Below are 14,847 nucleotides of genomic sequence, written 5' to 3' on the forward strand. Positions count from 1 at the left end.
TGACAATGATTATTTATCTGCACGGTTTTGATTCAAACAGCCCGGGCAACCATGAAAAAGTGTTGCAACTTCAGTTTATTGACCCGGATGTCCGGCTGCTCAGCTACAGCACCCGACATCCGAAGCACGATATGCAGCATCTGCTGAAAGAGACCTACAAGATGTTGCAGCAAAGTGATGACGAACGGCCATTGATTTGTGGTGTTGGTCTGGGCGGCTACTGGGCTGAACGTATCGGCTTCTTGTGTGATGTGCGCCAGGTGATGTTCAATCCTAACCTGTGGCCACAGGAAGTGATGGAAGGCAAAATTGACCGCCCGGAAGAGTATGTTGATATTGCCACCAAATGCGTCGGCAATTTCCGTGAGAAGAACCGTGACCGCTGTATGACCATTCTTTCCCGTCATGACGATGCGCTTGATAACCAGCGCAGTGCCGAGGCGTTACAACATTTTTACGAGCTGATATGGGATGAAGTGGAAGGGCATAAATTCAAGAATATCTCCCATCATCTTCCGCGAATCAAAGCGTTCAAATCATTAGGTTAATCCCCGTTTTTTATCCCTCGAAAACAGACCTCATGCCCGCTAAAAGGCGGGCTGGATGCAGGGTCTTTATTCGTACTATTCTTAGTTTTGCTAATAAAATTGACCAGGATCAATTTTCTTAGAACAGATGAATTCCCTCGTGTTATTCTGGCCCCAGCTCGCGAATTAACATCGCCAACCCTATGTTTACTAAGGTTATTTATTTAACTTTTAGTTAACGATTGGTTTACTTTTAGAGAGGGTCGTTTGACAACACCTATGAAAAAAATTGTAATCATCGGCGGAGGTGCCGGAGGTCTTGAACTGGCGACTCAGCTGGGGCACAAACTGGGCCGCAAGAAGAAAGCACACATTACGCTGGTGGATCGTAACCACAGCCATTTGTGGAAACCCTTGTTACACGAAGTGGCAACCGGGTCGCTGGATGAAGGTATTGACGGCCTGAGCTACCTGGCACATGCGCACAAACATGGTTTCAGCTTCCAGCTGGGAACGCTCACCAACCTCGATCGTGAGAATAACCGTCTGCAACTGGCTGAAATTCGCGATGCGCAGGGTGAACTTCTGGTCCCGGAGCGTGAGCTGGCGTATGACACGCTGGTGATGGCGCTGGGGAGCACCTCAAACGACTTTGGTACGCCGGGCGTAAAAGACAACTGTATCTTCCTCGATAATCCACACCAGGCACGCCGTTTCCATAATGAGATGCTGAACCTGTTCCTGAAGTTTTCCGCCAGTGAAGGTTCGCAGGATAAGGTTAATATCGCTATTGTCGGCGCGGGTGCGACCGGCGTTGAGCTGTCAGCCGAGCTGCATAACGCGGTGAAACAGCTGCACAGCTATGGCTATAAAGGTCTGGACAGCCAGGCGTTGAACGTCACGCTGGTGGAAGCCGGTGAACGTATTCTGCCTGCACTGCCACCGCGTATCTCCAGCGCGGCTCACAGCGAGCTGACCAAGTTGGGGGTACGCGTGCTGACTCAGACGATGGTCACCAGCGCGGATAAAAAAGGTCTGAACACCAAGAGCGGCGAATTTATTGATGCCGATCTGATGGTCTGGGCGGCAGGGATCAAGGCACCGGACTTTATGAAAGAGCTGGGCGGCCTGGAAACCAACCGTATTAACCAGCTCGTGGTTGAGCCAACCTTACAGACGACTCGTGACCCGAACATTTACGCCATTGGTGACTGCGCATCCTGCGCGTTGCCGTCCGGCGGTTTTGTCCCTCCGCGCGCACAGTCTGCGCACCAGATGGCCTCACGTGTTTTGGCCAATATTCTGGCGGATATAAAAGGGCAGCCACAGAAACCGTACGTCTATAAAGATCACGGTTCACTGGTCTCACTGTCCCGCTTCAGTACAGTGGGTAGCCTGATGGGTAACCTGATGCGCGGTTCGATGATGGTCGAAGGGCGCATTGCGCGTTTCGTCTATATCTCGCTGTACCGCATGCACCAGGTTGCGCTGCACGGTTACTTTAAAACCGGGTTGATGGTGCTGGTGGGCAGTATCAACCGCGCGATCCGTCCGCGCCTCAAGCTGCACTAAGCTGTGAAAAAACGGCTTATACTCCCGGATGAGCGTCTGTGGTGGTATAAGCCGTTCTTCTGACTCCCCCCGCTAATCCCCTTTGATAAGAACTCTCTTAAAAACTTTCTCTTATCATGCCTGATCCGATTTTCGTCCAGTATTCTTATTGTCACAATCCCCGGCTGGTAGCAGAATTCCTATCAATTACCACGGCGCGTCGCGCACGCCGAATATGCCGCACCTGTTCAGGATGCCGCAGTAATCAAGAATGCGCGGTAACAATGTCAGGAGGTTTCCTGTGAATAAATCAATGTTAGCGGGTATTGGTATTGGTGTTGTGGCTGCACTCGGTGTAGCAGCGGTGGCCAGTATGAATGTGTTCGATCGCAGCCCACAGTTCGCGCAGGTACTTTCAGCCACGCCGATTAAAGAGACCTTGAAGAATCCACGTCAGGAGTGCCGTAACGTCACGCTGACTCATCGTCGCGCTGTTCAGGATGAAAACCGCATCGCCGGTTCCGTGCTGGGTGCTGTTGCCGGTGGTGTGCTGGGTCACCAGTTTGGTGGCGGTCGTGGTCGTGATGTTGCCACCGTGGCGGGTGCGCTGGCGGGGGGCTATGGCGGTAACCAGGTCCAGGGCGCGTTGCAGGATCGTGATACCTACACCACGACCGAGCAGCGTTGTAAGACGGTCTACGATAAGCAGGAAAAAATGCTGGGTTATGACGTCACTTATAAGATTGGCGACCAGCAGGGTAAAATCCGCATGGAGAATGACCCGGGTACACGTATTCCGTTAGACGATAATGGTCAGCTGGTGCTGAGTAATAAAGCGTAAGTCAGCAGATTGACGCTATACGATGAAAAGGGACCTCATGGTCCCTTTTTTGATGTCAGCCCGTTGCATTCTCCAGCATCTGCTGCATAAACGTCTGCACCCACTTCATCCGCACCTTACGTTCGCCCAGCTCACGGATAAATTTCAGACGCGTTGGCCCATCCAGGCGCCAGTGCTGCGGTTCTTTTTGTAACAGACCAATCAGCCATACCGGGTCGACCTTGTTTTTCTCTGCAAACTCAACGAAACCGCCTTTCTCACTGGCTTCGACCTTGCGGATACCCAGCGTTTTCGCCACCAGACGCATAGACGCGATATCCAGCAGATTGCGTGCCGCATCCGGCAGCAGGCCGAAACGGTCAATCAGCTCAACCTTCAGGTCGTCCAGTTCGCCCGGCTGCACGGCGCTGGCAATGCGTTTATAGAATGAAAGACGGGTATTCACATCCGGGATAAAGTCATCCGGCAATAGTGCCGGCATACGCAGCTCGATCTCGGTCTGATTGTTGGTCAGATCCTCGAGCGAAGGTTCACGCCCCTCTTTTAAGGCATCGACGGCGTTTTCAAGCAGTTCCATATACAGTGAGAAACCAATGGTTTCCATCTGGCCGCTCTGACCTTCGCCCAGCAACTCCCCGGCACCACGAATTTCCAGATCGTGTGTTGCGAGCGCAAATCCGGCGCCCAGATCCTCTAACGAAGCAATGGCTTCCAGACGCTTATGCGCATCGGTGGTCATCGATTTTGGATGTGGCGTCAGCAGCCAGGCATAGGCCTGATGGTGCGAACGCCCGACGCGACCACGCAGCTGATGCAGCTGTGCCAGGCCAAAGTGATCGGCGCGTTCAATGATGATGGTGTTCGCGGTCGGGATATCAATACCGGTTTCAATAATGGTGGTACAGACCAGCACGTTAAAACGCTGATGATGGAAGTCATTCATCACCCGCTCCAGTTCGCGCTCACGCATCTGACCGTGACCGATGGCCACACGGGCTTCTGGCACCAGATCCGACAGGCGTTTTGCCGCCTTTTCAATATTCTCAACGTCGTTGTACAGGTAATACACCTGGCCGCCGCGCAGTACCTCACGCAGGATCGCCTCGCGCACCACCATATCGTCATATTCACGTACGAAGGTTTTCACCGCCAGACGGCGCGCGGGCGGCGTGGCAATAATCGACAGATCGCGCATTCCGCTCATCGCCATATTCAGCGTACGCGGGATCGGTGTGGCGGTGAGCGTCAGGATATCCACGTCGGCGCGCATCGCTTTGATTCGCTCTTTATGGCGCACGCCAAAGCGATGCTCTTCATCGACGATCAGTAACCCCAGATCGCGCCACTTGATGTCGTTTTGCAGCAGCTTGTGGGTGCCGATAAGAATATCGACCTTACCCTCCTGCGCTTCTGCCAGCACCTGTGCCTGTTCTTTGGCGGTACGAAAACGTGACAGCATCTCAATACGTACCGGCCAGTTAGCAAAACGGTCGCGGAAGTTATCGTAATGCTGCTGAGCCAGCAGGGTGGTCGGCACCAGCACGGCAACCTGCTTATGATTTTCTACGGCCAGGAAGGCGGCGCGCATGGCGACTTCGGTTTTACCGAAGCCAACATCGCCGCACACCAGACGATCCATTGCCAGCGGCTGGCACATATCGCTCAATACCGCATTGATGGCCTGCGCCTGGTCCGGGGTGGTTTCAAAAGGGAAGCTCTCACAGAACAGCTGGTACTGCTGTTTGTCGTGCTTAAACGCGAACCCGGTTTTCGCCTCGCGCTGTGCGTAGATATCCAGCAGCTCTGCTGCAACGTCACGCACTTTCTCGGCTGCTTTTTGCCGCGCACGTGACCAGGCATCGCTGCCCAGTTTATGCAGTGGGGCATTCTCTTCGGCGCCGCCGGCATAACGGCTGATCAGATGCAGTGACGAGACTGGCACATATAACTTGGCATCCCCGGCATAGGCCAGCATCAGATACTCGGCCTGAATCCCCCCCGTTTCCAGCGTAGTGAGGCCAATGTAGCGGCCCACGCCGTGCTCCAGATGCACCACGGGCTGACCGGGACGCAGTTCGGCAAGGTTACGGATCAGGACATCCGGGTTAATGGTCCGGCGGCTATCCTGACGGCGGCGACTGACGCGCTCCCCCAGCAGATCGCTTTCACAGATCAGGGCGCGGTTGCGCAGCCGGTCAATAAAGCCGTGTTCGCTGGCACCAATTAACAGATAGTGGCCGGGTTGGTCGGCCTGCGGCAGCGAGTCGATAGCGGTGGGTTTTAACTTGATGCGTGCCAGCAATTCCTGCAACGTTTCACGGCGGCCCTCGCTTTCTACCGAGAACACCACCGGACCATCGAAAGACTCAAGGAAACGGCGCAGCGTGTCCAGCGGGGCTTTGGCCTGCGCCTGTACGGCGAGGTCCGGCAACGTTTCATAACGCAGGTTGGTATTGGCGGCTTTGTCAGCCAGCAGGTCGGTTTTCAACTGTACGCGAGGCCACAGCTTCAGTTCGCTGAACAATTCATCCGTACGCAGCCACAATGTCGGAGGCGGTAGCAGTGGGCGCATCGGGTCGACGCGGCGGTTTTCATAACGTGCATTGACATCCTGCCAGAAGCGCTCGGCGCCGCTTTCCAGATCGCCGGAAATCACCAGCAGTGTGGTGGCCGGGATATAGCTGAACAGCGCGGGAAGGGGCTGCTCAAAAAACAGCGGCTGCCAGTACTCAATCCCGGTAGGCAACGTCCCCTTACTCACCTGCTGATAAATATGCTCGGGCTCACGGCGCACATCAAAATGCTCGCGCCACTGGGTGCGAAACAGTTCGATGGCTTTTTTATCGGTCGGGAATTCGTGAGCGGGCAGCAGATCGATCGCTGTCACTTCTTCCTGCGTACGCTGGCTGTCGATATCGAACAGACGCAGGCTGTCGATTTCATCATCAAAGAAGTCGATGCGGTAGGGACGTTCACTGCCCATCGGATAGAGGTCGAGCAGGGCGCCACGGGTAGCAAATTCACCGTGTGCCATGACCTGGTCAACGCTGCGATAACCGGCTTGCTCAAGCTGGGCACGCAGCTTATCACGTGAGAGCTTCTGTCCCTTTTTCATCACCAGCGCGTGGCCGTGCAGGAAGTTATGCGGGCAAACGCGCTGCATCAGGGTATTGACCGGCATAATCAGTAACCCGCGCTCCAGCCCGGGAAGTTGATATAAAGTGGAAAGCCGGGAGGAGATGATTTCCTGATGGGGAGAAAAACTGTCGTACGGCAGGGTCTCCCAGTCTGCCAGCGCCATCACGGGGTGGGAGGTAAACTGTTTGATTTCATCCTGCAGGCGCAGTGCATTCTGCATATCCTGCGCAATCAAAATCACCAAACCATGATGACGTTCAACAATTTCGGCGCATTCAACGGCACAGGCCGCGCCGGTGAGTTGCCCCAGCTGGCGCTGGTCACCTGCTCTGGTCGGCAGGTCATAACGGTAGAGTTCAGGCATAATAAGTTAGACGGTCTCTTCACAAAAGGGAGAACGGGACCCCTGGCGCGCCGGGGGGGCCCGATTCAGCTAGATGGAGTATACCTTGATTTTAGCGCTTGTTGGGGGCAGTACGTTATTTTGGTGATTGTTGACCATCATGCATTCTTGGGCGGTCGATATTCGCCCATATCAGTTCGTTTTCAGCGTGATAGCTGTGGTTTCCATCATCCCACTTGATGTAATATCCTGCGGATCGGTCGCCCTGATCAAAGACGTTAAGGACCACACCTTTAATCTGTCCCGTTTTATGGCGCACAATACTGCCTTTAGGAAATCTGGACATTACTACCTCCTGTACCAGCAGGGCCTCAGGCGAATACTCTTTACAGTAATAGCGCTATTTTCCCCCTGTTGAAAGGGGTTTGGCCTGAAGGAGATCAATAAAAATGTCATCACTCTGTCGTACGAACGCCGCGTGCTGGCTGCGCAGTAGGCAGCGGTCTAAACTGTGTAAAAACCAAGAAGAGTAGCGGCGGAGAATGCTTAAGTGATGCCTGACAAAAGTTCGCGTTTCTTTCGGCCTAAAAACATGGTTCATTTCTGTTTTGCGATTGTCTTTGCCTTCTCCAGCATTTTAACCCTGCATGAAGCGATAGTGCTGAAATCGTCACATGAAACCACCCAGCGTGCCTGGCTGACTCAGGCGGGCAGCAGCCTTGAGCGGCAGTGGCAGCAAAGTATTGATGAGATGTTCTTCTTTCGTAATATGCTGCGCCATGCGCTTGGCGATCCGCTGGAAACCGATAAATCCCGTGATGCGTTAACCGTCTTTGCCGGCGAGCGGCAAAGTCCGCTGTGGAGCATCTCTATTAATACCGAGCGCAGCATACCGATCTCCGGAATTTCTGATGCTGCCGTACAGCGCCTGCCATTACTCGACCGCAGCGATCCACAGCGCCTGAACGATGAGCTAACCGCCGCGCTGGAGATGAGCTACATCCTGCAGTTCAACAATCCTCAACAGGATTTCCACTACCGTCTCTGGTATATCTCGCGCGCCGGTTTTTATCTGAGTTCTGTGCCTGACGATCATGCCGAGACGGCGACAAGTTACAGCAGCGTTATCAACCGCCCTTATTTCCTCAGTGCCAGCCCGGAACAAAACCCGCAGCGTAAACTTCGCTGGTCTGGAACCTATCGTTCCGTTGATAACGAAGGTGATGTGGTGACGGTGGCTCTGCCCGTCGACCATGACCAATACTGGTATGGCGTTCTGGCGATGGACTTTTCCACCCAGGTCATTCAACGGTACTTACAGCACGCTTTGCCCAGGTGGCAGGACGGCAGCATCATCTTGTTCGATAGCCAACAACACGCGGTGGCGATTTCGGATGGTCAACCGCTGAACGAACACGGACTGGATGCTGCACAGGTGGCCAGCATTTTCAGCCAGGTTACCCCGGAGCAAAGTGGGCAAATCCGTTCAGGAATGCAGTTAATCACCTGGATGCATTTACAAAACTTCGACGGACTGCTGGTTAATGTGCAAACCCTGCATGAGGGGCTGCGGGGTGAAGCGGGACGGGTGATGATGATACTGCTGCTGATGTGGGGGCTGTTCAGCCTGACGCTGCTGGCGTCCCATCAGGCCATCATTCGGATGATCGGGCGCTTATTGACCCTTCAGGAAACCCTGAGCTGGCGTGCGAACTATGATGGTTTAACCCGCCTGTTAAACCGCAGTGCCTTTTTCGACCATGCGGAACGCGTGTCAGCGTTCTGTGAACGTCAGCAGCAGCCTGTTTCTCTGATTCAGCTCGATCTTGACCATTTTAAATCGGTGAACGATACGCTTGGGCATCATGCGGGCGATGTGGTGTTGACCCATGCAGCGGCCATCATTGCCCAGACCGTGCGAAAAGTGGATGTGCTGGGGCGCGTAGGGGGCGAAGAGTTTTGCATTGTCTTACCCGATACCGGGCTTGAGGAGGCAGTAGAAATAGCGGAGCGAATTCGCGGCAAGCTGGCCTCAAAAGAGGTGTTGATTGACGCCACTCATACGTTGAAGGTGACCGCCTCACTGGGTGTGAGCAGCAGCGAAGAGCAGCAGGAGTACCAGATAGATACCCTGCAATCGGTGGCAGATGGCCGGCTTTATCAGGCAAAAGCCGCCGGCCGTAACTGCGTCAGCAGCGGGCCTTAAACGTCCCCGCTGTTGTCATCTTCAACCGCCTGGTAAATGCGTTGCATGATATCAGGAAAGGCCGATTGAACACGGCTCCAGCTGGGGATAAACGGCTTCTCATTCGGGCGCTCAATAAAGGCTTGTCCGGCATCAAGGATCGACTGCGTAAACGTTTCGACGGCGGCTTCTTCCGCATGTTGATCGAAAGTCAGGCCATTCATGGTCGCTTCATGGTGGTAGATTTCCATCATATCCAGCGCATTGCGATAATAGGTCGCTTTCAGCACGCGGAAGGAATCACTGGTGATACTGACTCCCATCGTGGCCATCTTGCGCAGTAACGACTGCACAATGTCGTTGCTCATGCGCTTCAGACCGCCAGTGCCGTCCTCTTCTGCCAGTGGCTGATGCTTATGATCGTAATTATCCGCGATCTCTACCTGGCAGCTCTGGCGGGTGGTGTAGTTGCGATATATTTCTGACAGTACGCCGATCTCCAGCCCCCAGTCGCCCGGCAGCTTGATGCCGTTGAGCACATGCGTGCGCATGGCGAACTCGCCGGAAAGAGGGTAGCGAAAGCTGGTCAGGTAATCCAGATAGTCAGAGTGACCGTATACTTTTTGCAGAGAACGTAACAGCGGTCCCACCAGCAGCCGTCCCACACGACCGTTGAGCTTGTTATCGGCTACCCGCGCATAGAAACCTTTGCAGAACTCATACTGAAAGCCGGGGTTAGCCAGAGGATAGAGCAGGCGCGCCAGCATTCCCCGTTCATAGGTAACAATATCGCAGTCGTGCAGGGCGACGCAGGCCGACTTGTCTGACGCCAGGGTATAGCCGGTGCAAAACCAGACGTTACGGCCTTTTCCCGGTTGCGAAGGTGATAGCCCCTCTTTGTCCAGCTCCGCATCCAGCGCCTTCAGACGCGGTCCATCGTTCCACAAAATACGATGTCGCTGTGGCAGACGTGAAAAGAACTCGCGAGCGAGCAGAAACTGGTCGCGGTCCGCGCGGTCCAGACCGATAACAATCTCCGACAGGTAGGGGACTTTGGCCAGTTCATCGACAATATGACTGAGGGCTGGACCTTCCAGTTCGGAAAAGAGTGATGGCAGGATCAACCCCATTTTGCGCTTGCGCGAAAAGCGCACCAGATCTTTTTCCAGCGTCTCTACGGAGCGTCCGGTCAGATTATGAAAATTCGTTATCACGCCATTCTGGTAAAAATCGCTCATCGCTTACCCCTTAAAAATCGCCTCAGTTTACTGAGTGATAAAATGCGTCAGCCCTTCGCTCCAGCCCTCGGGGCCAAAGTGCGCGGTATGATAGATATGATGTTTATCCTGACGTTCCAGGATGATGGGATTTTTACTGTAGCCTTTGATTACGATGGCATAATCGACGGCATCCAGCATCGGCGCATCGTTGGGGCCATCGCCCAGTCCAATGGTGACGGGGGATTTGTCTCCCTGCAGGGTGTGTTGAAGTAGCCAGCGCAGTGCGGCGCCTTTGCCGCTGCCTTCCCGCATCACGTGCCAGAAGCGTCCTCCCTGAACTAAGGTCAATGCCCGGGCCTCCAACTGCTGGCGGAACAGGGCGAACTGTTCGCTACTGTCACGCCAGATAAGGCTTTCGGAGGCTTCGCGCAATCTGGCCAGAGCAGCATCATGCGGCGTCAGTCCCGTCCATTCGGAAACCTCTTTTTCGCTCACATCAGAAAAACCGGTGAACTTAAAGCCATACTGCTGCTTCAGTTGTGCTAACTGCCCGCACAATGCCGCGTAGTTAACGGTGCTTTCAGGAAGATGCGGTGACGGCGTACGGGCATGACCATCGCTCACAACGGCACCGTTTTCAGCAATAAAAGGGGTGCCACTTAGCCCCAGTGCTCGCTGTAGCGGAATGATTTCTGCTGCGGTTTTGCTTGAGCAGATCACCAGCGGAATGTGGTGCGCTTGCAAACGCGCCAGCCAGGGCTCAGCAGGCTGCCAGCTGTAGGTGTGGTGATCAAGCAGCGAGCCGTCGAGATCGGTGACGATCATCAGTGGGTCCTGCAACGTCGGCATAAGCCCTACCTCAGAGTGATATTTGGCAGTAGAACCGTCAGTATAGCTCAGCCATCGCATTGAGAAGGGTAGGGAAGGGATTGAGGCAAGGCTTCCACTCACTCCAGGAATTATCTTAAAAAAAACAGTGTTAAATAACGGGCGTGATTATCCCGGTAGGAAGAAGAAGCCAGATGTGGTGCAGCTTAGCGTCGTTTAAGCTGTACGAAAATTATCAGGCTGTACACATTAGGCGGTGTATTAAGACTTATCCGAACGTGAGGATCGGTTAGTCTGCTAACGTTAAAGAATTCCCAGATGTAACGAACTTCATTTCCTGTGAGAAACACTTTTATCCCGGCCTGGTTTGGTCGGGATTTTTTTTGCCCATTGATATCAGGTCAGGGATTCAGAAGGGATGTACATTATTCAGGGCAAAAAAAAGCCCGCGCTGCGCGGGCAAAAATCCTTGTTACTTAGGTGCTGCCCATTGAGTGGGCATCACCGTCTGCCCCTTTGGGGTTGGCGCAGTAAGAATATTCTAAGGGTTTACGCCGTGAAAAATCTCACTATGAATCGTAAAGAAAGTGAAAAAACCTGATGGGATAAGGCTTTACCCAGCTTTACCCGCCGCAGACAGTGATGTGAATCCAGACTGGCTATACTCTTTGTGCGGGTCATCCCGTGCGATAAAACAGATAACGGAGAATTTATGGACTTTTTACGAATTGTAATTGCGATTCTATTACCCCCACTGGGTGTGTTTATGCAGGTCGGTTTTGCAGGTGCCTTCTGGCTGAATATCCTGCTGACGATATGTGGTTATATCCCGGGCATTGTGCATGCTGTCTGGGTCATCGCCCGTCGCTAATCATTGATGTGAGTGCCTGCGCAGAGTGAGATTTTCGGTTAAACTCATCCAAAAATGGCGCAGGAGGGGTTATGAAGGTCAATGAACGGGTAACAGTGAAAACGGATGGCGGACCGCGTCGTGAAGGTACGGTTCTGGCCGTTGAGAACTTCAGTGAAGGTACTATGTTTCTGGTCGCGCTTGAGGACTACCCATTGGGGATCTGGTTCTTTAATGAAGTCGGTCATGACGACGGCATTTTCGTCGAGCCGCATTCGTAATCTGCTGTACGGGGCGACCCTTTTTCGGCCCCCCCTCCGCCCTGTGATCAACGACTCAGAACGTTTCCCAGTGGTCATTGCTGGTGGATGCCAGCGCAGGCCGTGGAGCCGCTAATGCTTTGGATTGACTGCCTGTGTTGCTGGTTTTTACCGTGGCTGCTGCGGCACCATTCAATTTAAAGGCTGATACCGCCTGAGTCAGACGCGCCGCTTGTTCTTCCAGAGACGCCGCCGCAGAAGACGCTTCTTCTACCAGTGAGGCATTCTGCTGGGTGACGTTGTCCATCTCGGTCACTGCCATACTCACCTGCTGAATGCCTTTACTCTGCTCGTCAGAGGCAGCAGCAATCTCCGCCATAATATCGGTCACCCGACGGACGGCATCAACAATTTCACCCATCGTATTACCGGCGTGGCCAACCTGTGCCGAACCTTTGCCGATCAAATCTACCGATTCAGCTATCAGTCCTTCGATCTCTTTCGCTGCACCGGCGCTGCGCTGCGCCAGATTGCGAACTTCGCTGGCCACCACGGCAAAACCACGACCTTGCTCACCGGCGCGTGCAGCTTCAACGGCGGCGTTCAGTGCCAGAATGTTAGTCTGGAAGGCGATGCTGTTAATCACCGTAGTGATTTCGGCAATTTTCTTCGAGCTGGTGGAAATATTATTCATGGTATTCACCACGCCAGTGACAATATCGCCACCCTGGCGTGCTTTGCCGGAGGCATCCGAGGCGAGTTGGCTGGCATGATGAGCATTCTCAGCGTTCTGTTTCACCGTCGCAGTCAGTTCTTCCATACTCGCGGCGGTTTGTTCCAGCGCCGAGGCCTGCTGCTCGGTACGGGAAGATAGGTCGGTATTGCCCGCTGATATTTCGCTGGAGCCTTGATAAATCGCTACGGCTCCTTCACGCACGGTGCCAACGGTTTTCACTAAGGCTTGCTGCATCAGCTGCAGATTATTCCCCAGACTGCCAATTTCACTGCGTCCCCAGTTTTGCAGTGGCGCGGTCAGATCGCCACGGGAAATATGTTCAATGCGTTCTACCGCCTGGCGTAATGGGGTAATAACCACCCGGCGCAAGAAGATAAAGGTCGCCAGGGTTAATAACAGCGCAAGGCCAAACGCGCCTGCCATCATAATAAAGCCGAGACGGGTTTGAGAGGCGGCCTGCACATTAATCGCTTCCGCGCGTTCGGTACGGATCTTAATGGCTTTTAACAGCACCGCGTTATACGCATCGTCCAGCTTGCGGGTGTAGTCAGTTTCCTGGGCAATAACGCCTTCAAAACTCCCATCGGAAGCACTTTTTACCATCGGCATGACGCCCTGAGTGATATATGCCTCAAAACGGGTTTTCAGCTCGCCATCCAGCGCTTCATCAGCCGGCGTTTTTACCCGGCGGTTGAGATAGGCATTAAAGCTTTCGCGTGCCGATTTAATGCGTGCCTGAGTTTTGTCGAGGTTGGTTTTGAACTCATCCATCTCACCAATACGTGCGGAAGCTCCTGCGTGGACTACGGTCAGGCGTGCCGTACGTAAATGGTTGGAACTGTTAGAAAGCGCCATACGTACCTGAATCTCTTCCGTCACATCATTCAGTGACTGATTACTCTGAATCAAAAAATAGCTGGCGAGGCCGATACACAGGGCAAAAAGTAGCAAAATTCCACCAAGGATGGCGGCGAACAACGGAACCAGACGCAGGTGCTGCCAGAAGCTGATAGCCTGATGTTCGTGAGATTGTAGTTGTGATTTCATATCCATTGCTCTCTGTCAGATAGGGACGAAGTCATACTCCGGTCGTCTACAAAACATCGGCATACGGGCTAAAAGGATTAGGGCTGGAAGTGGGAGCAGGCTCACATAATGAGCATTATCTGATGTGAGGCGGGGAAGCCGGTGAGTACCCGCTTCCCCTGGATGACTATCTTACGTTGACATAAATACCGCTGGTAACGTTATCAGTTAAACGAACCACATGATAAATAACCTGCTTGTTATGTGTTTTTATTTTACGTTTGATATTACCTTTGTGTGATGACACCGTTTTCGCTTTTATTTGCATTTTATCTGAAATTTGAATGGTGTCATGACCTGACATCCACATCTTCAGCATGTTTGACTCCGTCTGACTGAGCGTCAGTGGATGTACGTCGAAGCCCGAAGAATAGCGAGGTGACAGATTAAGTTTCTTTTGAAAGTACGTGCTAAGTAATGAATCCAGGGTCGACGGCTTTATCGATTTTGATGTAATAATCAGATTCTTACGAACGTAGAGGTATTCCTCAAAATGGATATTAGAGATGGCCATAAAAATGAAAAATAACGTATCAGGATGCTGCATAATAACGTTTCTGATCCGTTGGCTTGCATCGGATTCATGAATGAAACAATCTTCATTAATAAAAACAACGCCGGGTTGAAGCTGCTGACACTTTATTTGTAACTGCTCAATATCGTTAACTGAGGTTATATTTTTCTTTTTAACCCCTTTCACTGCCATATAGTCAGTTAAACCTAGCCGTGTATAGTTACATGAATCCATAATAATCGTTGGCATAATAGCGACCCTCACCAATTTGTTATACGTTTAAATCAACGATGAATTACGCGCGTTCGGTACGAGAGCAAGAGTTCTGTTTCACGGTCTTGTTATATTTACCCAGCGTTAGCAAAGCTTGCCATTGACGGCGAGGGTACTTAATTCATCCTTGCTGACAGGTAGTTTGAGTTTTGACGAGGTGAAAACCTGTCTGAGTACCAGGGTCAGTGCAAAAGCAGAGGTTCCGCTTAGCGATCTGACTTAACACAGCATTTGACGCAGATTTCTGCCTGCATCGACACACTATCGCGCAGAAAACAGAAAACTCTGATAGGACGATTCTTAAAAACATTCATTTCCCGAAAGTGTGGACTCGCGGAGTGCATTGACAATGCCGGAAAATGTATTTTAAAACAAGAAAAACCGCGAAAAATAAAATTCCCATAAAAAACAGTTATTTGAGTGTTTTTTAACCGTTAACTCTTTCGCAACAAATCATCGGTTTGAGGGGATAAAATACGCTAAGTGCGTTTTAAT

At 52.6% G+C, this 14,847-nt stretch carries 12 protein-coding genes; 6 read left to right on the top strand and 6 right to left on the bottom strand.

Features of this window, described 5'->3' with window-relative positions; all coding sequences use genetic code 11:
* Positions 1-5 precede the first annotated feature (5 nt).
* The 3 genes from ycfP to WH277_RS14395 all read left to right on the top strand — a co-directional run bounded on the left by ycfP (position 6) and on the right by WH277_RS14395 (position 2,919).
* Positions 6-548, top strand: a complete 543-nt coding sequence (ycfP, locus tag WH277_RS14385) for an alpha/beta hydrolase YcfP (RefSeq protein WP_133842856.1) — start codon at positions 6-8, stop codon at positions 546-548.
* A 246-nt stretch (positions 549-794) separates the two neighbouring features.
* Complete coding sequence (locus WH277_RS14390; protein ID WP_133842858.1) at positions 795-2,099, top strand: NAD(P)/FAD-dependent oxidoreductase; 1,305 nt, start codon at positions 795-797, stop codon at positions 2,097-2,099.
* Between the two features lie 280 nt (positions 2,100-2,379).
* Positions 2,380-2,919 carry a glycine zipper 2TM domain-containing protein gene (locus WH277_RS14395; RefSeq protein ID WP_133842860.1) on the top strand — a complete coding sequence of 180 codons (540 nt, stop codon included), beginning with the start codon at positions 2,380-2,382 and terminating at the stop codon, positions 2,917-2,919.
* Between the two features lie 55 nt (positions 2,920-2,974).
* Here WH277_RS14395 and mfd read toward each other — a convergent pair whose 3' ends face one another.
* Both mfd and WH277_RS14405 read right to left on the bottom strand, forming a co-directional pair.
* Entirely contained in the window at positions 2,975-6,421 is a 3,447-nt protein-coding gene (gene mfd, locus WH277_RS14400; protein ID WP_133842862.1) for a transcription-repair coupling factor, read from the bottom strand.
* 115 nt (positions 6,422-6,536) lie between these two features.
* Positions 6,537-6,746: a hypothetical protein gene (locus WH277_RS14405; protein ID WP_133842864.1), complete on the bottom strand. Its 210-nt coding sequence runs from the start codon at positions 6,744-6,746 to the stop codon at positions 6,537-6,539.
* Between the two features lie 207 nt (positions 6,747-6,953).
* On the opposite strand from WH277_RS14405, the gene dgcQ reads away from it, so the two are divergent.
* Positions 6,954-8,606, top strand: coding sequence for a cellulose biosynthesis regulator diguanylate cyclase DgcQ (gene dgcQ / locus WH277_RS14410; RefSeq protein ID WP_133842866.1), 1,653 nt, complete (start codon positions 6,954-6,956; stop codon positions 8,604-8,606).
* Here the strand turns inward: dgcQ and WH277_RS14415 are convergent.
* Both WH277_RS14415 and WH277_RS14420 read right to left on the bottom strand, forming a co-directional pair.
* The gene (locus tag WH277_RS14415; RefSeq protein WP_133842868.1) at positions 8,603-9,823 is read right to left on the bottom strand and encodes a glycosyl transferase; all 1,221 of its coding nucleotides are present in this window, start codon (positions 9,821-9,823) and stop codon (positions 8,603-8,605) included. The genes dgcQ and WH277_RS14415 overlap by 4 nt on opposite strands.
* Positions 9,824-9,850: 27 nt before the next feature.
* The gene (locus tag WH277_RS14420) at positions 9,851-10,654 is read right to left on the bottom strand and encodes a mannosyl-3-phosphoglycerate phosphatase-related protein (protein WP_133842870.1); all 804 of its coding nucleotides are present in this window, start codon (positions 10,652-10,654) and stop codon (positions 9,851-9,853) included.
* 691 nt (positions 10,655-11,345) lie between these two features.
* Here WH277_RS14420 and WH277_RS14425 point away from each other — a divergent pair.
* On the top strand, positions 11,346-11,504 hold the full coding sequence (locus tag WH277_RS14425) for a YqaE/Pmp3 family membrane protein (protein WP_133842872.1): 159 nt from the start codon (positions 11,346-11,348) through the stop codon (positions 11,502-11,504).
* 71 nt (positions 11,505-11,575) lie between these two features.
* Entirely contained in the window at positions 11,576-11,764 is a 189-nt protein-coding gene (gene dsrB / locus WH277_RS14430; protein WP_133842874.1) for a protein DsrB, read from the top strand.
* A gap of 55 nt (positions 11,765-11,819) precedes the next feature.
* Here the strand turns inward: dsrB and WH277_RS14435 are convergent, their stop codons facing one another.
* Complete coding sequence (locus WH277_RS14435) at positions 11,820-13,532, bottom strand: methyl-accepting chemotaxis protein (protein WP_133842876.1); 1,713 nt, start codon at positions 13,530-13,532, stop codon at positions 11,820-11,822.
* A 160-nt stretch (positions 13,533-13,692) separates the two neighbouring features.
* Positions 13,693-14,328 (bottom strand): transcriptional regulator RcsA, encoded by a 636-nt coding sequence (rcsA, locus tag WH277_RS14440; RefSeq protein WP_133842878.1) that lies wholly within the window; start codon positions 14,326-14,328, stop codon positions 13,693-13,695.
* Positions 14,329-14,847: the final 519 nt, after the last annotated feature.

It is taken from the genome of Erwinia sp. MYb416 (assembly GCF_037479575.1).
Classification (GTDB): Bacteria; Pseudomonadota; Gammaproteobacteria; order Enterobacterales; family Enterobacteriaceae; genus Erwinia; species Erwinia rhapontici.